Origin of the sequence: Acidovorax sp. LjRoot66, assembly GCF_964253305.1 — a bacterium.
GTDB lineage: Bacteria > Pseudomonadota > Gammaproteobacteria > Burkholderiales > Burkholderiaceae_C > Acidovorax.
Map to the genome: position 1 here is coordinate 4,941,297 of NZ_CAXUQU020000001.1, position 17,367 is coordinate 4,958,663.

Here is a 17,367-nt window from a genome sequence, read left to right on the forward strand (position 1 = left end):
GCAGCGCTCAGGCGAAGTTGCCTTGCGTTTCGGTGGGGCTTGTGCGCTGCACGAGCAGCGCCGTCGCAGCCTCCACGGGCATCGGCCGGGCATACAGATAGCCCTGCACCTCATCGCAGCCATGGTCCTTGAGGAAATCGCGCTGCTCGGGGGTTTCCACGCCTTCGGCGATCACGCGCAGCTTCAGGCTCTTGGCCATGGCGATGACGGCCGAGGCGATGGCCTCGGCTTCCTCGTTGCCGTGCCTGCCCAGATCCAGGATGAAGGAGCGGTCGATCTTGAGCTTGCTCACCGGGAAGCGGCGCAGGTAGCTCAGGCTGGAGTAGCCCGTGCCGAAGTCGTCGATGGCGATCTGGATGCCCATGTCCACCAGTTGGCGCAGGATATCCACCGCTGCGTCCATGTTGGCCATCAGCGTGCCTTCCGTCAGTTCCATCTCCAGCGCACCGGCGGGCAGGTCGAACTCCGAAAGGACACGGCCCACCTCGTGCAGGAAGTCAGGCGCCTGGAACTGCACCGCCGAGAGGTTCACGGCAATGGGCAGGGGCACCAGCCCCTCGCCGCGCCAGCGTGACCAGATGCGCGCCGCCTCGCGCAGCACCCAGGCGCCGATTTCCGCGATCATCCCCGAGGATTCGGCAATCGGGATGAAGCGCGCCGGGGACACCGGGCCCCGCGTCCGGTGCGTCCAGCGCAGCAAGGCCTCCATGCCCACGGGCTGGCCATGCGCCAGCGTGAACTGGGGCTGCAGGTGCAGCTCGAGGTCACCGACATCGATGGCCTGGCGCAGGTCCACCGCGAGCAGCATGTCATCGTAGGCCGAGGCGTTCATCTCGGGCGCATACAGGCGCCAGGTGTTGCGCCCCTGGGCCTTGGCGATGCGCATGGCGGCTTCGACGTTGTGCAGCAGTTCCTCCGCAGTGCGCGCATGCTCGGGGCTGCTCGCAATGCCAATGCTGGCAGTGGGGGACACCGGGTGCTCCTGCGCGCCAAGGCGGATGGGCGGTGCCAGCAGCGCACGCACCTGGCTGATCAGCAGTGCATGGGTGACGGGGTTGCCCGCCAGCACCAGCATGAATTCATCGCCCCCATAGCGGTACAGGCCCTTGAGGTCCGCGCTGAGCCCCCGCAGGCGCTCGGCCACCTCGACCAGGAAAACATCGCCCTGCGCGTAGCCAAACGATTCGTTGACGCTCTTGAACCGGTCCAGATTGACCAGGGCCAGCGACAGGCTGTTGTGGGGCGCTGCACTCTGGACAGTCAGCGCAGCGATGTACTGCGGCAGGTCCTGCTCAAGCCTGGCGCGATTGGGCAGCCTGGTCACGGGGTCGTGCACCGCCAGGTACTCGGCCTGGCTTTCGGCCTGTTTGAGGCGGGTCAGGTCCGTGAACAGATCCACATGCTGCTCCACCTGGCCATCGGCACCGCGGTGCGCGCAGACCAGCAGGCGCGCCGGGAAGACCGTGCCGTCCTTGCGGCGGATATGCATCTCGCCCTCCCAGAAGCCCTCGGCCTTGAGGATGGCGCGCGCACGCTCGACCCCTGCGGGGTCGAGCCCGGCATTGAGCAGCACCGTGGGCTGCCCCTGCAGATCCTCGAGCGTGTAGCCGGTGATCTTGGTGAGGTGGGGGTTGATCGAGACGACGCGCTTGTCACGGTCGCCGACCACGATGGCAGCAGCGGAGCGGTCGAAGAAGCTCGCGGCCACACGCAGCTGCGTTTCCACTTCGGCTTGGCGAGTGATGTCGCGGCCCATGCCCACGTAGTAGCGCATGCCCTCCGATTCGAAGCAGCCGACGGTGCCCTCCAACAGGAAGGTGCTGCCATCGGCGCGCAGCCGGGGAATGCGCACCTGTCGCGACTCGCCAGGCTGCATGGCCTCCAGGATCTCGGCCTGCTCCGCCGCCTGCTCCGGCGGCCGCAGGCGCTGCGCATTCATGCCGATGAGCTGCTCGCGCGGGTAGCCATACACGTCGACGCCCGCCTGGCTCACATCGAGGATGATGCCGTCGTTGTCGGTCAGGAAAAAGATGTCCGTCGAGCCACGCATCACCTGCTCATAGTGCCGGCGAAGCCCGGCCTCGCGCGCAGCGTGGCGGTGGTGGTCGCCCCGGCGCCAGGCTGCGTAGAGCAGCGAGCCGAGGAGGAGGAGAACCGCCACCCCGAGAACCAGGAGCTTGCTGCGGTCCTGCACCGCCGCATACACCGCCTTGTCAGGCATCAGGCTGAGCACCATCCACGACGGCAGCAGGACGTTCTCGCGCCGCGCCATCACCGCCACACCATGGCGGTTGGGCCCCTGCACCACGGAAACACCGGGTTCTGTCAGCAGAGACTCCACCACGGGCCCGGGCCCGCCAAGGGGCTGCAGCCCGGACCCGCTGGCCGGTGCAAGGATCTGCAGGCCCCGTGCATCGCGGTGCACCAGGATGGTCTCGCCACCCCAGTTCGGCAGCTTGGCCTTGGCCAGCGTATCCACCAGCCACTGGAGGTCCATTTCCATGTAAAGCACATGGCCCGTTCCCCGGGTGGTGTCGGCAATGCTGCGCGCCAGGGCCAGGCGCAGCCCTGCGCCATTCTCCGCAGGCAGCTCGATCCACCGCGGGTACGCACCCGTTCCAGCCTGCGCCACGCGGCTGCGTTGCTGCGCGTCCAGAGGGGCTCCGCTGCTGAACACCGCCTTGTCCGTACCCACATCGACGACCGCAATGCTCCGGTAGCCGTAGACGCGCCGGATGCCTTCGAGATGCTGCTGGATGAAGGGGGTGTACTCGGCGCGTTGCGCTTCGCCCTGCCACCAGTGGTCTAGCTCCTTGACCAGCAGGGGATTGGAGCCGATGGCCTCGGCATCGCCAGAGCGCTCCGTGAGCCAGGTGTCCAGCGAATGGGCCGACAGTTCGGAGGTGACCCGCAGGGTCTCGGATGCAATCTGTTCGGCAGCCCGCCGGCCCTGCAAATGCAGGGCAATCCCCAGCGCAATGACGCCAGCCACAAAGGCCGCAAAGGCCAATGGCACCGCCCAGCCAGGCAGCCAGGCGCCAGGTTGCGCACCATCGCGCGCGGGACTGCTCTCTGTGGCCATGGCCGAAAACCCTCGTGACCGGGAAAAGCGGCGTGGCCAGGACGTCGCCAGCCTTCCCCCATTTCTTCAATGAACCCGTGCGACCCCCATCAGCCGCCCGAGCCCTGTGATCGGCCCATTTAGTCCGATTCACCCAGAGGTGTCAAGCGCCGCAAAATCAGTCCTGAACGATGGCCAGCATCCATTCCGGCAGGGCAACCGCCTTCTTCTGCGGAAAATCGACCCAGATCGTGGTGGCACCGCCAGCGGCATAAACCACGCCCGGCCGGTCCACCCGCTCCATGGTGCCCCAGGTCTCGAAGGTGGTGCGGCCCGGGTCGCTCACATAGAGCTTGAGCAGCACGTCGGCCGGGTACTCGAGCTGTTGGTAGAAGTTGCAAAAGGCGTTGACGATGACCGGCCCCTGGCCTGTGGGGTCGGGGTTGCAGCCCACGGACACCAGCCAGTCGATGCGCGCCGTCTCTAGATACCGAAAATACACGGTGTTGTTCACATGGCCCATGGCGTCCATGTCGCCCCAGCGTACGGGAAAGCGCATCTCGTGCACCAGCTTCTTCTTTTCGGGGATTTCAATCTTCATCGGTGTGCCTTGATGGAAGCGAGGATGCCCAGAGTGAACAGCACCACGGCCGCCCACTGGGCAGGCGAGGGCCAGCGCCCATCCCACGCGAACGAATATACGAGAGCGAACAAAGTTTCGCTCACGATGAGCTGCCCGCACAGGCTGGCGGACAACCGCTGGCTGGCGATGTTCCACAAGATGGTGGCCAGCCAGCTCGAACCAAAACCGAGCGCCAGGCACACGGCCACGAAGACGCCGAACGCCGGTTGCGCCGCCAGGGCGGGCAGGCTGGAGCCGCCCACCAGCCACAGCAGCAGGCCGCCCAGCCCCGTGGCCACGCCCAGCCAGTTGGCCCAGTCGGTGGCGCGCACCTCGGGGTGGCGCTTGAGCCATGCGGAATTGAGGATGGCGAAGGCCGTCCAGAACACCAGCGCCACCAGCGCGATGGCGATGCCGCGCCAGTAGCTGCCGGCGCCGGATGCCGCTGCATCGCCGTGCGGAACCTCGGCCATCAGCGCGAGGCCGGCCACGGTGAGCACCAGCCCGGGCACCAGTGCGGCCCAGCGCAGGCCCTGGGGCTTGCCCAGCAGCATGACCCAGACCGGAATGGTGCCGATGATCAGCGCCGGCATCTCGGCCCCCGCATCGCGGATCGCCCAGACCAGCAGCAGGTAGTAGCCCGTGAAGCCCAGCACGGACAGCCACAGCGCCGCCCAGGCCTGGGCAAGGGTGGGTCGGCGCGGCTTGCCCTTGAGGCCCCACAGCAGCATGCTCACGGCCACTGCGCCGTAGGCCACGAAGCGGCCCGCCGTCAGGTCCACCGAGGCACACGTGCCCGCCATGTAGGGCGCCACGAACACCAGCCCCCAGAGCGCGCCTGCAGCGAGACCGGCCAGGATTCCGGTCAGCATCAGGGCAAGCGGCGCGGGCTACACCGCAAAGCCATCGTCTGCCGCAATCACGGCACCGTTGATGAAATGGCTCTGGTCGCTGGCCAGCATGATGATCAGCGCATCAAGGTCCTCGGGGCTGCCCACGCGCTTGCGCGGCAGCATGTCGATGAGCTTGCGGCCCTGTTCGGTCTGCCAGTGGCGGTGGTTGATCTCGGTGTCGATGTAGCCCGGGCAGATGGCATTGGTGTTGATGCCGAATCGGCCCCATTCCATGGCCATGGCCTTGGTCATCTGCACCACGGCGGCCTTGCTCATGCAGTAGGCACCGATCTGCGGCAGCACCTTGAGCCCGGCCATGGAGGCGATGTTGATGATGCGCCCACCGGTGAAGCTGCCCGGCGCCGCCCCGCGCGAGCGCGCCAGCATGCGCTTGCCCACCTCCTGTGCGACGAAGAAGGCGCCCTTGACGTTGGTGTCGAAGATGAAGTCATAGTCCTGGGGCGTCACATCCTGCAGGCGCTGGGTGGTGCTCACGCCCGAGTTGTTCACCAGGATGTCGATGGAGCCCATCTCGGTCTCGGCATGGGCCACCGCCGCCTTGATCGACATGTGGTCGGTCACGTCCAGTTCGATCACGTGGGCGTCACCGCCCTCCCCCTCGATGCGGGCACGCAGCTCCTTGAGCTTTTCGACGCGGCGGCTGGCCAGCACCACCCCGGCTCCTGCGCGCGCAAGGGTCCGCGCGAACTGGGCGCCCAGCCCGCTGGACGCTCCGGTGATGAACGCCACGCGGCCGGATAGATCGATGCTGTATGCCATTTAGAGAGCCTCCACTGCAGAAAAAAGAACGGTCGTTCGATTGTCCGAAATCCATGAATACAATCAGTCTCCAGGCAGACAGGAACCAGGGTCCTGTCCGAAGACAATCCACACGATATCAAACGCCCGACGAGAAACCCATGACGAACGAAGAAATCCTCGCCCAGTATGGTCCCCGTGAAGCAATGGAATACGACGTGGTCGTCGTGGGCGGCGGCCCCGGCGGCATGGCCACTGCCATCCGGCTCAAGCAGATGGCTGCCATCAATGGCAAGGACATCTCCGTCGTGGTGCTTGAAAAAGGCTCCGAACCCGGCGCGCACATCCTCTCGGGCGCCATCATGGACCCCAAGGCCCTGACCGAGCTGATCCCCGACTGGAAGGCCAAGGGCGCCCCGCTGAACCAGCCGGTGACCGACGACGCGATGGTCTTCCTGGGCGAGAAATCGTCCTTTCGCGTGCCCAACGTGTTTTTGCCGCACAACTTCCAGAACCACGGCAACTACGTGGTGCGCCTGGGCAACGTGGTCAAGTGGATGGGCGAGCAGGCCGAGGCCCTGGGCGTGGAGATCTTCCCGGGCTTTCCGGCCGCCGAAGTGCTCTACAACGACAACGGCTCCGTCAAGGGCGTGGCCACCGGCAACATGGGCATCAGCAAGGAAGGCGAGCCCACGGCCGACTTCCAGCTGGGCATGGAATTGCACGCCAAGTACACCATCTTCGCCGAGGGCTCGCGCGGCCACCTGGGCAAGCAGTTGATCTCGCGCTTCAAGCTCGACGCGCATTCCGACCCGCAAAGCTACGCCATCGGCATCAAGGAGCTGTGGGAGATCGACCCGCAGCGCCACCAGCCCGGCTTTGTCATGCACACCGCTGGCTGGCCGATGGAGAACGACACCTACGGTGGCGCTTTCCTGTACCACCTGGACGACAACAAGGTGACCCTGGGCTTCATCACCGGCCTGGGCTACTCCAACCCCTACCTGAGCCCGTTCGAGGAATTCCAGCGCTGGAAGACGCACGCCAACATCCGCTGGTACCTGGAGGGCGACGAGTCCAAGGGCATCAAGCCGGCCAAGCGCATCAGCTACGGCGCGCGCGCCATCACGGCCGGCGGCCTGCTGAGCCTGCCCAAGACCATCTTCCCCGGCGGCGCGCTGATCGGCTGCGACGCCGGCTATCTCAACGTGGGCCGCATCAAGGGCAGCCACGCCGCCATCAAGTCCGGCATGCTGGCCGCCGAAGCCGCCTACGACGCCGTGGTGGCCGGGCGCCAGCACGATGAGCTGAGCGCCTACCCCGAGGCCTTCGAGAAGAGCTGGCTGCACACCGAGCTCAACAAGGACCGCAACTTCAAGAACTGGTTCAAGAAGGGCCTGGTCACCGCCACCATCATGAACGGCCTGGAGCAGTTCGTGCTCAAGGGCAACATCCCCTGGACGCTGCACCGCGACAAGCCCGACCACGTGCACCTCAAACCCGCGTCCGAGTGCAAGCCCATCATCTACCCCAAGCCCGATGGCAAGCTGACGTTTGACCGCCTCTCCAGCGTGTTCATCAGCAACACCAACCACGCCGAGAACCAGCCGGCCCACCTGACGCTCAAGGACGCGAGCGTGCCGGTCAGCATCAACCTGGCCAAGTACGCCGGCCCCGAGGCGCGCTACTGCCCGGCCGCGGTGTACGAGTTCATCAAGACCGATGCAGGCGAGGACAAGCTGCAGATCAACGCGCAGAACTGCGTGCACTGCAAGACCTGCGACATCAAGGACCCCACGCAGAACATCGTCTGGGTGACGCCAGAAGGCGGCGGCGGCCCGAACTACTCGGGCATGTAAGAGCGGCCAACAAAACTCTTCTGGCGTCGTTGCCGCGTCTTGTCGTACTACTCGTACTGCCTGCGACGCAGCGCCTAGCCAGAACCACTTCGCTGAGTTTTGTTATCCGCTCCAAGCACGGGGGGCCTGCATTGCAGGCCCTTTTTCATGGCGCAGCGGATCGTAGTCACGCCATCGCGGCGCCTGCCGTCAACTGGAACTGCCCCATCGCACCCGCCAGGCGGTTGGCCTGGTCCTTGAGGCTCTGGGCCGCAGCGGCGCCTTCTTCCACCAGCGCGGCGTTCTGCTGGGTCATGTGGTCGAGCTGGTCCACGGCCTGGCTCACCTGGCCGATCTGGCTGCTCTGCTCGCTGCTGGCGGCGTTGATCTCGGACATCAGCGTGGTGACCTGCTGCACGCTGGTGACGATGTCCTGCATGGTCGAGCCGGCGGTGACCACCAGGCGCGCACCGTCACTCACCTTGTCGACACTGGTGGCGATCAGGGCCTTGATCTCCTTGGCGGCGTTGGCGCTGCGGCCCGCCAGGTTGCGCACCTCGCTGGCCACCACGGCAAAGCCCCGGCCCTGCTCGCCCGCACGGGCGGCCTCCACCGCGGCATTGAGTGCCAGGATATTGGTCTGGAAGGCAATGCCGTCGATGATGCCCACGATGTCGGCGATCTTCTTGCTGCTGGCGTTGATCTCGTCCATGGTCTTGACCACCTGGCCGACCACCTCGCCGCCCTTCTTCGCCACCTGGGCGGCGCTGTGGGCCAGGGTGTTGGCCTGGCGGGTGCTGTCAGCATTGGCGGCCACGGTCTGCGCCAGTTGGGCAATGCTGGCAGCCGTCTGCTGCAGGCTGCTGGCCGTGTGCTCGGTGCGTGCGCTCAGGTCGGTGTTGCCGGCCGCGACCTCGGAGCTGGCGACGTGGATGGATTCACCCGAATCGCGCACCTCGGTCACCACGTAGTGCAGCGATTCCACCATGCTGTTGAGCGCGGTGAGCAGCTCGCCGATCTCGTCGGTGCGGTCCGTGGCCATGCGCACCGTGAGGTCGCCCTGCGCCACCAGGGCTGCCGCGTCCGACGCCTGGCGCAGCGGCAGCACGATGGAGCGGCGCAGCAGCCAGCCGAACAGCGCCGACAGGCCCACCACGAAGGCCACGGCCAGCGCGCTGACCCACTGGGCACGCGAGGCATCGGCAATCATCGCATCGGCGGCCGCCACCGAGGACTTTTCGGATTCGGCCAGCAACTGGTCGATGGTTTGGAGGTACTGGGCCAGCGCTGCGGCATGCTCCTGCAGCTCCTTCTGGCTGATGACCTTGGATTCGAGTGCGTTCTGCACCAGGGTGTCGCGCAGGGCTGCGTACTGCTGGCGCTGCACCTGGGTCTGCTTCCACGCGGGCACGGTGCTTGCAGCCGCAGCCGAGGTGGCCAGCGCCGTGTCGATGCGCTTGCGCATGCCCTCCTCGGCGGCCAGTTGGGTGCGCATCTCGGCCACCAGGGGGAACACGTCGGTCGAGCTGGTGGCGCGCAGGGCGATCTGGCCGATGTGCACCGACTGGGTCTTCCACTCGCGCACCGAGCGCTCGATGGGCAACTGCTCCGCCGTAAGCAGCGTGGCCTGGCGCGTCGTGTCCTGGCCGGTGAGCCAGGTGGTGGAGCCCAGCAGCGCCACTGCCACGCCCAGCAGGCCAAAGGCCGCTGCCAGTTTCTGGCCCACGGTCAGGGTGCGCTTGCCGCGCGGGGACGGCGACGAAGACGGGTGGGATGCCGCCAGGGGTGCAGCAGCAGGAAAGGCCGTGACGGCAGGGGTGCGGGTGGCACCGGCCGTGGCGGGAAGGTAGTTCATGGCTTTCTCCGTGGTGTTGCGTGTCTTTCGACCCATCGGGCGCGATGGGTAGGTATGCCCTTGCAATGCAATCCCTGTGCCAAAACGCGGGGACTGCACCGCAAACGTCAGGTGAGGCTCAGCCTGCAGCCACGCATTCGCCAAAGCCCCCGCCGCCGGGCGTGGAAATCTCGAACACGTCGCCCGGCTCCATGAGCGCCGCGCCGATGTGCGCCAGGTCTTCCACCTGGCCGTTGGCACGCAGCACGCGGTTGAGCCCGGTGCGCCCGGCCTGCCCGCCGGCCATGCCGAAGGCGGGCTTGACGCGCCCGTTGGACAGAATGCTCGCCGTCATCTGCTCCAGAAAGCGCACGCGGCGCACGCCGCCATTGCCCCCGGCCCAGCGGCCGCTACCGCCCGAGCCCTCGCGGATCTCGTAGCTGTCGAGCACCACGGGGAAGCGGAACTCCAGGATCTCGGGGTCCGTCAGGCGCGAGTTGGTCATGTGCGTCTGCACCACGCTCGTGCCGTCGAAGCCGCGCACCACCCGACCCTCCCCATCGAGCACCGCACCCGCACCACTGCCGCCCGCGATGGTCTCGTAGTACTGGTACTGGGCATTGCCGAAGGTGAAGTTGTTCATCGTCGGCTGGCTGCCTGCCATGACACCGAGCGCACCGAACAGCGCATTGGTGATGCAGGTGGAGGTCTCCACATTGCCCGCTACCACCGAGGCCGGCGGGTTGGGATTGAGCATGGAGCCCTGCGGGATGATGACCTGCAGGGGCTTCAAGCACCCGGCATTGAGCGGGATGTCGTCGTCCACCAGGGTGCGGAACACGTAGAGCACCGCCGCCATGCACACCGCACGCGGGGCATTGAAGTTGTTGACCTGCTGCGCACTGGTGCCGGCAAAGTCGATCACCGCGCTGCGCTCGGCCACGTTGACCTTGACCGCGACGCTGATCTGCGCGCCGTTGTCCAGCGGCAGCGTGAACTGGCCGTCCTTGAGGTGCGTGATGACGCGGCGCACCGATTCCTCGGCGTTGTCCTGCACATGGCGCATGTAGGCCTGTACGACATCGAGCCCGAACTGCTCCACCATCTTCGAGAGCTCCTGCACGCCCTTCTCGTTGGCGGCGATCTGCGCGCGCAGGTCGGCCAGGTTCTGGTGCGGGTTGCGGCTCGGGTACGGCGTGGTGCCGCCACCGGTGGCCAGCAGGTGGCGCACGGACTCCTCCTGCAACACACCGCGGTCCACCAGCTTGACGTTGTTGATCTGCACACCCTCTTCCTCGATGCGCGTCGAGAACGGGGGCATCGACCCTGGCGTGGTGCCGCCGATGTCGGCATGGTGGCCGCGCGAACCCACGTAGAAGGTGGGCTCCTTGCCGCCCGCCACGTACACCGGTGTGATCACGGTGACGTCCGGCAGGTGGGTGCCACCGTGGTAGGGGTCGTTGAGCATGTACACGTCGCCCGGCTGCATGCTGCCGGTGTTTTCGCGGATCACGGTCTTGATGCTCTCGCCCATGGACCCGAGGTGCACCGGCATGTGCGGCGCATTGGCGATCAGGTTGCCGGTGGCATCGAACAGCGCGCAGCTGAAATCCAGGCGCTCCTTGATGTTGACCGAGTAGGCCGTGTTCTGCAGCTGCAGGCCCATCTGCTCGGCGATGTTCATGAACAGGTTGTTGAAAACCTCCAGCAGCACCGGGTCCACCGTGGTGCCGGCGGCGTACTGCACGCTGCGCGCCGTGACACGGTCGAGCACCAGGTGGTCCAGGTCGGTCAGGCGGGCCAGCCAGCCGGGTTCGACCACGGTGGTGGTGTTCTTCTCGGCGATGATGGCAGGGCCGGGGATCACGTCGCCGGGTTGCAGGTCTTCGCGCACCACCAGGGCGGCATCGTGCCACTGGCTGCCCGAGTACATGCGCACGGTGTCGCGCCGTGGATGCACGCGCTCGGCATGCAGCGGCAGACGCGGCTCGTCCGGTGCGTCACCGGCGATCACGGCCTCGACCGATACCGCCTCGACCACCAGCGATTTGCCCACCATCAGGAAGGCGAAGCGCTGGCGGTACGCGGCCTCGAAGGCCGTCTGCACGGCCGCCATGTCGCCGAAAGGCACCACGAGGGCCGAGTCCGTGCCCTCGTAGCGAACGTGCACGTTGTAGCGCACCTGCACCGGGTGCTGGCTGACCTGCTGGCGCTCCAGTTCGGCCTGGGCTGCGGCACCCAGCGCGTCCAGGCGCTCGGCGATCAGGGGCAGCGAGGCCTCGGCCAGCGGCAGCTCCACCGCCTGCTCTCGGATCACGGTCTGGTCGGCCAGGCCCATGCCGTAGGCGCTGAGCACACCGGCCAGCGGGTGCACGAACACGCGCGTCATGCCCAGGGCATCGGCCACCAGGCAGGCATGCTGGCCGCCTGCGCCGCCAAAGCACTGCAGGGTGTAGCGCGTCACGTCGTAGCCGCGCGCCACCGAGATCTTCTTGATGGCATTGGCCATCTGCTGCACGGCGATCTGGATGAAGCCCTCGGCCACCTCCTCGGGCTGGCGATTCGTCTGCAACGCCAGTTCCCCAAAGCGCGCACGCACGGCCTGCGCGTCCAGCGTCTCGTTGGCCGCAGGGCCGAACACGCTGGGGAAGTAGCCCGGCTGCACCTTGCCGACCATCACGTTGGCATCGGTCACGGCCAGCGGGCCGCCGCGGCGGTAGCTCACCGGGCCCGGGTTGGCGCCAGCGCTCTCCGGCCCCACGCGGAAGCGCGCACCGTCATAGCTCAGCACCGAGCCGCCGCCAGCGGCCACGGTGTGGATGCTCATCATCGGGGCGCGCATGCGCACGCCGGCCACGTGGGTCTCGAACTCGCGCTCGAATGCACCGGCGTAGTGGCTCACGTCGGTGGACGTGCCACCCATGTCGAAGCCGATCACGCGCTCCTGCCCGGCCAGGCCGGCCGTGCGCGCCATGCCCACAATGCCGCCGGCTGGCCCGGACAGGATGGCGTCCTTGCCCTGGAAGGTGTTGGCATCGGTGAGGCCGCCCGAGGACTGCATGAAGAACAGCTTGACCCCGGGCATCTCGCTGGCCACCTGCTCCACATAGCGGCGCAGGATGGGCGAGAGGTAGGCGTCCACCACCGTGGTGTCGCCCCGGCTCACGAACTTCATCATGGGGCTGGTCTCGTGCGAGGTGCTGATCTGCGTGAAGCCCACCTCCTTCGCGATGCGCTGGGCCGCCTGCTCGTGCTCCGTGTAGCGGTAACCGTGCATGAAGACGATGGCCACGCTGCGCAGGCCGCGCCCCCAAGCCGCCAGCAAGTCGCCGCGCAGGGTGGCTTCGTCCAGCGGCTGCATCACGTTGCCGTGCGCACCGGTACGCTCGCGGGCTTCGATCACCTCGGTGTACAGCAGCTCGGGCAGCACGATGTGGCGGTCGAACAAGCGTGGACGGTTTTGGTAGGCGATGCGCAGCGCATCGCGAAAGCCGCGCGTGGTGACCAGCAGCGTGGGCTCGCCCTTGCGTTCGAGCAGCGCATTGGTGGCCACTGTGGTGCCCATCTTCACGCATTCCACCAGGGCCGGCGTCACCGCTTCACCGGGTGCCAGGCCCAGCAGGTGGCGGATGCCGGCCACGGCCGCATCCTTGTACTGCTCGGGGTTCTCGGAAAGGAGCTTGTGCGTGACCAGCGTGCCGTCGGGGCGCTTGCCGACGATGTCGGTGAAGGTGCCGCCCCGGTCGATCCAGAACTGCCAGCGGGGAATCTGTACTTGGGGTGTCATTGAGGTCATGGTGGTTTCGATGGGATAGAAATGGGGTGAAATCCGCGTCAGGCCAACGCTGCGCTGGCAGGGGCCAGGCGCTGCATCACCTGGCGCAGGGCCGGAATGGGGGGTACGGTTGCCAAGGCCTGGTCCAGGGGGCACCAGGGCCCGCCGAGCGCCGTGGCCCAGGCCATCACGGGCAGGATGTCGGCGGGAGGAAGGGTGTGCATGGCTTCGATCACGATGCGCAGCTCCTGCGCCAGCCGGTTGCCGGGCGCAAAGCGCCAGTGGTACTGGCCGCAGCCCACGCGCACGGCGCGGCTGTCCTTCTCGGTCATGAGCACGAGCCAGTCGCAATGGAAGTCGGCACAGTCCGGCGGAGGTGGATCGGCCAGGCAGAAGGTGTAGACGTTTTCGTAGCTGCGTGCGAAGTTGCGCACCAGGGTCTCGGCAATCGCCTCGCGCCCCTGGGCCGAGGGCGGGAAGACCATGCCGCCTTGGCGCATCTCCATCTGCAGCAGCGCGCCGCCGGCAAAGGCCTGGGCGATCAGGTGCGGGCGGTTACCGTCCTTGGCGCGCAGGTACATCTCGATGGTGTCGGTGGGGGTGTGCATGGTGCTTCTCCTGGAATGGGGTTGGGAAAGCTCAGCGCTGTGTGTAGTAAGGGATGAAGATCTGGTTGGCCTCGCCCCCTACGGAGCGCACCCACTCGCGCGAGAAGCGCTCACCCAGGCGCTTGAGCTCGGTGTCCAGCTCGGCGGAGGCGCGGTCCACCTTGATGCCCTTGCGCTGCAGCTCGCCCACCGACTCGTCGGCCACGGCCTGGCTCATGGCCCAGCCGCGCGCCTCGGCGTCGCCTGCGGCCTTCGTCACTGCCTGGCGCACCGCCGGCGGCAGCGCCTCGAAAGCCTGCAGGTTCACGAACACGATGTTCTTCGGGAACCAGGCGTTGATGCCGTAGTAGTACCGGATCTGGCCCCAGACCTGGTTCTCGACCCCCGTGAGGGCCGAGGTGATCATGGAGTCGAGCTGGCCCGCAGACAGGGCCTTGTTGACCTCGACCATGGGCACGTCCACCGTGGCGGCGCCCAGCATCTCGGCAATGCGCACGGTGGCCGGGTTGTAGGTGCGCATGCGCGTGCCCTTGAAATCGGCCGACGAGCGCACGGGTGCGATCGAGAACAGCCCCTGCGGCGGCCAGGGCACTGCATACAGGGCCTTGAGCCCCTTGCGTGCGAAGTGCCCTTCGATCAGGGGGCGCTGCAGGTCCCACATTCGCCGTGCGTCCGCGTAGCTGCGCACCACGAACGGGATCGCGTCGGCACCGGCGATCGGCATGCCCTTCACCATGCTGGTCATGATGGTCTCGCCCGCCTGGGCCTTGCCCTCCTGCACCGCCTGGGGAATGTCGCCGAGCTTGAACAGGGCGTTGTTGGCATGCACCTCGATGCGCAGGGCGCCCGAGGAGGCACGCTCCACGTCCTGCGCAAACTGCACCACGTTGCGTGTGTGGAACGACTCGGCGCGGTAGCCGGTGGCCAGTTTCCACTGCGTCTGGGCGTGCACCATCGGGGCCACGGTGAACGCAGCCAGCAAGAAAGCTCTGATCATGATCTGCTCCAGCAAGGGAAATGGACGACAGGCGTTGCAGGCTCGTGCGCTTCAACCCTGCATTCGGTTGGGCAGCCAAAGGACGATGTCAGGCACGAAATACGTGGCAATGACCGCCGCGATCATCAGCATGAACAGCGGCAAGGCCGTGCGGGCGATCCACATGATTTCCCGCCGTGTGAGCCCCTGTATGACGAACAGGTTGAAGCCCACTGGCGGCGTGATCTGCGCCATCTCCACCACCAGCACGATGAAGATGCCGAACCAGATCAGATCGAAGCCCGCAGCCTCCACCGTGGGCAGCAGCACGGCGATGGTCAGCACCACCATCGAGATGCCATCCAGGAAGCAGCCCAGTGCGATGAAGAACACGATGAGCAGCAGCATCAGCGAGAACGGAGCCAGGTGCAGCGACCCGATGAACTCCGCCAGGTGCCGAGGCAGGCCGATGAAGCCCATCGCCAGCGTGAGGAACGCGGCGCCGGCGAGGATCAGGCCGATCATGCAGTACACGCGGCAGGCGGCCACCAGACCTTCCTTGAACAGCGTCCAGTTCAGCGAACCCTCGATCCGGGCCAGGAGCAGTGCTCCGCCCACTCCCAATGCCGCAGCCTCAGTGGCGGTGGCGATGCCGCTGTAGATTGCACCCAGCACCAGGGCGATCAGGGAGACCACCGGAATCAGGTGGCGCGAGGCGTACACCATCTGCGGGAAACTCATCTTCACGTCGGGCGCGGGAACCTTGTCCTTGTTGAGCAGGCCCCAGACGATGATGTAGCCCATGAACAGCGCCGCCAGCATCAGCCCCGGAATCACGCCGGCCAGGAACAGCTTGGAGATGGACACGTTGGCAGCGACTCCATACACGATCATGATGATCGAAGGAGGAATCAGCAGCCCCAGCGTACCCGCACCGGCCAGGGTGCCCACCGAGATGTCGTCGGGGTAGCCCCGCTTCTTGAGCTCGGGCAGCGTCATCTTGCCGATGGTGGCGCAAGTGGCTGCGGACGACCCGGAGATGGCGGCGAAGATGGTGCAGCCCACCACGTTCACGTGCAACAGGCGGCCCGGCAGTCGCTCCAGCCAGGGAGCCAGGCCCTTGAACATGTCGCTGGACAGCTTGCTGCGAAACAGGATCTCGCCCATCCACAGAAAGAGCGGCAACGCGGTCAGCGTCCAGCTGGAGGTCGAGCCCCAGATGGTCAGCATCATGCTGTCGCCCACGGGGCGGCTCGTGAAGAACTCCATGCCCAGCAGCGCCACCGCCAGCAGTGACAGCCCGATCCACAGACCTGATCCAAGCACTGCGAACAGCACCACGATCAGTCCGAATGCAATGATGACATCCATGATTTTCTACTTTGATGGTTATTCGGACCGAGCGGTCTCGCTCACTGCGATGAGGTTCTCGCCGCGGGCCCTAAGGATGAGGGCATGGGCGAATGCGACGGCAAAGCCGATGCTGCCCACGGCCATGCTGATCTGGGGAATCCACAGCGGCGAGGCGTCAGCTGCGGGGGAAATATCGTGCGTAGCGTAGGAAATCCAGACAGAACGGGCTGCATACCAGGCCACATAGACCGTCAGCACGAGCGCGGCAATCAGGCAGAACCATTCAAAGGCCGAACGCCAGCGCGCTGGCAGGCGGTCGAGCAGCAAGGTGACACGGATGTGGTCGCCGTTTTGCAAGGTGCCGGGCAGTGCAAAGAACAAGGCTGCGGCAATCGCGTAGCCCGCATAGGCGTCCAGGCCCTGGATCTCGATGAACGACACCTGGCGTGACAGAACGCCCAGCATCACGATGAGGAACGCAGCCACCATCGATACGCAGGAAAGGCCGGTAAGCAAGCGGTAGAAATTTCGGACGAACTGGTCCATGGCGATCTCCCGGAGGTCGCTGACAAAAAAGAAGGGGATGGCAGGGTGGTGGCCGGGCCGCAGGGGTCGGCACCCTGGTAACCGCCCGCGAGTGGCCTCGCGGGCAGTTGCGCGAGCGCGCCTTACTTGCGGTAGGCGTCGATGATGGCCTTGCCTTCAGGCCCGGCGGACTTGATCCATTCTTCCGTCATCGTGTTCCCGATCGAGGCGAACTCCTTCTTGAGGGCATCCGATGGCTCGGCAATCGTCATGCCCTTGGCGCCCAGTTCCTTGAGGAACTCCTTATCCAGGCGCTCGCTGGCTTCCCAGCCGCGCTTTTCTGCCGCAGCAGCGGCCTTGAGCACGGCGTCCTGGGTGGCCTTGTCCAGGCTGTCAAAGGCCTTCTGGTTGACCACCGTGGCATTGCGCGGCTGCCATGCGGCCACGGGGTAGAAGTACTTGACCTGCTCATACAGCTTGCTCTCGACACCGCTGGCCGTGGAGGTGAGGAAGTTGTTCACCGTGTTGGTGGCCAGCGCCTGGCCGAGTTCCGTGAGCTGGATGGTGACCGGCTGGGCCTTGAGCAATTGCGCGATGCGCGTCGTTGCCGGGCTGAAGGAACGCATCTTCGTACCGGCCAGATCGGCAGGGCTCTGCACCGGCTTGGTGGAGTACAGCGACTGCCCAGGCCATGGCACACTGAACAGCAGCTTCATGCCCTGCGAAGCCAGCAGCTTTTCCTGCGCGGGCTTGGCCACCTGGTACAGCTTCAGGGACTCGGCGTACGACTTGGTCAGGAAGGGGATAGAGTCGACCCCGTACAAGGGGTTTTCGTTGGCCGCACCCGAAAGGATGAACTCCGCTGAAGGCACCTGCCCGGTTTGCACGGCGCGCTTGAGTTCGTTGGCCTTGTAGAGCGATCCGCCGGGGTGCAGCGTGATCTTCAGCTTGCCAGCGGTCAGCTCATCCACCTCCTTGGCAAACTGCTGGACGTTGACCGTCTGGAAGGTGTTGGCGCTGTAGCCGGTTGGCAGGTCCCATTTGACTTGCGCATGGGCACCTGCAGCACAGACGGTGATGGCGGCGAGGGCGATGGCGATGCGTTTCATGGTGGAGGCTCCTT

The 17,367-nt window shown here is 66.2% G+C and carries 12 protein-coding genes; 1 reads left to right on the top strand and 11 read right to left on the bottom strand.

Translation table 11 applies throughout. The features are described from left to right. Positions 1-7 precede the first annotated feature (7 nt). The 4 genes from ACSQ3Y_RS23220 to ACSQ3Y_RS23235 form a co-directional block, all read right to left on the bottom strand. Positions 8-3,082, bottom strand: a complete 3,075-nt coding sequence (locus tag ACSQ3Y_RS23220; protein ID WP_436179026.1) for a bifunctional diguanylate cyclase/phosphodiesterase — start codon at positions 3,080-3,082, stop codon at positions 8-10. A gap of 157 nt (positions 3,083-3,239) precedes the next feature. Then, positions 3,240-3,662 carry an acyl-CoA thioesterase gene (locus tag ACSQ3Y_RS23225; protein ID WP_057269780.1) on the bottom strand — a complete coding sequence of 141 codons (423 nt, stop codon included), beginning with the start codon at positions 3,660-3,662 and terminating at the stop codon, positions 3,240-3,242. Continuing rightward, complete coding sequence (locus tag ACSQ3Y_RS23230; RefSeq protein ID WP_436179027.1) at positions 3,659-4,555, bottom strand: DMT family transporter; 897 nt, start codon at positions 4,553-4,555, stop codon at positions 3,659-3,661. Before ACSQ3Y_RS23230 ends, ACSQ3Y_RS23225 begins: the two co-directional genes overlap by 4 nt. An 18-nt stretch (positions 4,556-4,573) precedes the next feature. Next, a complete protein-coding gene (locus tag ACSQ3Y_RS23235; RefSeq protein ID WP_057206117.1) occupies positions 4,574-5,356 on the bottom strand; it encodes an SDR family oxidoreductase in 783 nt (260 codons plus the stop codon). A gap of 140 nt (positions 5,357-5,496) precedes the next feature. Between ACSQ3Y_RS23235 and ACSQ3Y_RS23240 the strand changes: the two genes are divergently transcribed. Beyond that, positions 5,497-7,194 carry an electron transfer flavoprotein-ubiquinone oxidoreductase gene (locus tag ACSQ3Y_RS23240; RefSeq protein WP_436179028.1) on the top strand — a complete coding sequence of 566 codons (1,698 nt, stop codon included), beginning with the start codon at positions 5,497-5,499 and terminating at the stop codon, positions 7,192-7,194. A gap of 166 nt (positions 7,195-7,360) precedes the next feature. On the opposite strand, the gene ACSQ3Y_RS23245 is transcribed toward ACSQ3Y_RS23240, so the two are convergent. The 7 genes from ACSQ3Y_RS23245 to ACSQ3Y_RS23275 form a co-directional block, all read right to left on the bottom strand. After that, positions 7,361-9,028 (bottom strand): methyl-accepting chemotaxis protein, encoded by a 1,668-nt coding sequence (locus tag ACSQ3Y_RS23245; protein WP_436179029.1) that lies wholly within the window; start codon positions 9,026-9,028, stop codon positions 7,361-7,363. Between the two features lie 118 nt (positions 9,029-9,146). Next, complete coding sequence (locus ACSQ3Y_RS23250; protein WP_436179030.1) at positions 9,147-12,803, bottom strand: hydantoinase B/oxoprolinase family protein; 3,657 nt, start codon at positions 12,801-12,803, stop codon at positions 9,147-9,149. Positions 12,804-12,841: 38 nt separating this feature from the next. Then, the gene (locus tag ACSQ3Y_RS23255; RefSeq protein WP_436179031.1) at positions 12,842-13,390 is read right to left on the bottom strand and encodes a hypothetical protein; all 549 of its coding nucleotides are present in this window, start codon (positions 13,388-13,390) and stop codon (positions 12,842-12,844) included. Between the two features lie 31 nt (positions 13,391-13,421). Next, entirely contained in the window at positions 13,422-14,387 is a 966-nt protein-coding gene (locus tag ACSQ3Y_RS23260; protein WP_436179032.1) for a TRAP transporter substrate-binding protein, read from the bottom strand. A gap of 51 nt (positions 14,388-14,438) precedes the next feature. Continuing rightward, complete coding sequence (locus tag ACSQ3Y_RS23265; RefSeq protein ID WP_200964011.1) at positions 14,439-15,737, bottom strand: TRAP transporter large permease; 1,299 nt, start codon at positions 15,735-15,737, stop codon at positions 14,439-14,441. Between the two features lie 18 nt (positions 15,738-15,755). Continuing rightward, positions 15,756-16,265: a TRAP transporter small permease gene (locus ACSQ3Y_RS23270; protein ID WP_082608326.1), complete on the bottom strand. Its 510-nt coding sequence runs from the start codon at positions 16,263-16,265 to the stop codon at positions 15,756-15,758. Between the two features lie 122 nt (positions 16,266-16,387). Then, positions 16,388-17,353: a TRAP transporter substrate-binding protein gene (locus ACSQ3Y_RS23275; RefSeq protein WP_057269788.1), complete on the bottom strand. Its 966-nt coding sequence runs from the start codon at positions 17,351-17,353 to the stop codon at positions 16,388-16,390. Positions 17,354-17,367 lie beyond the last annotated feature (14 nt).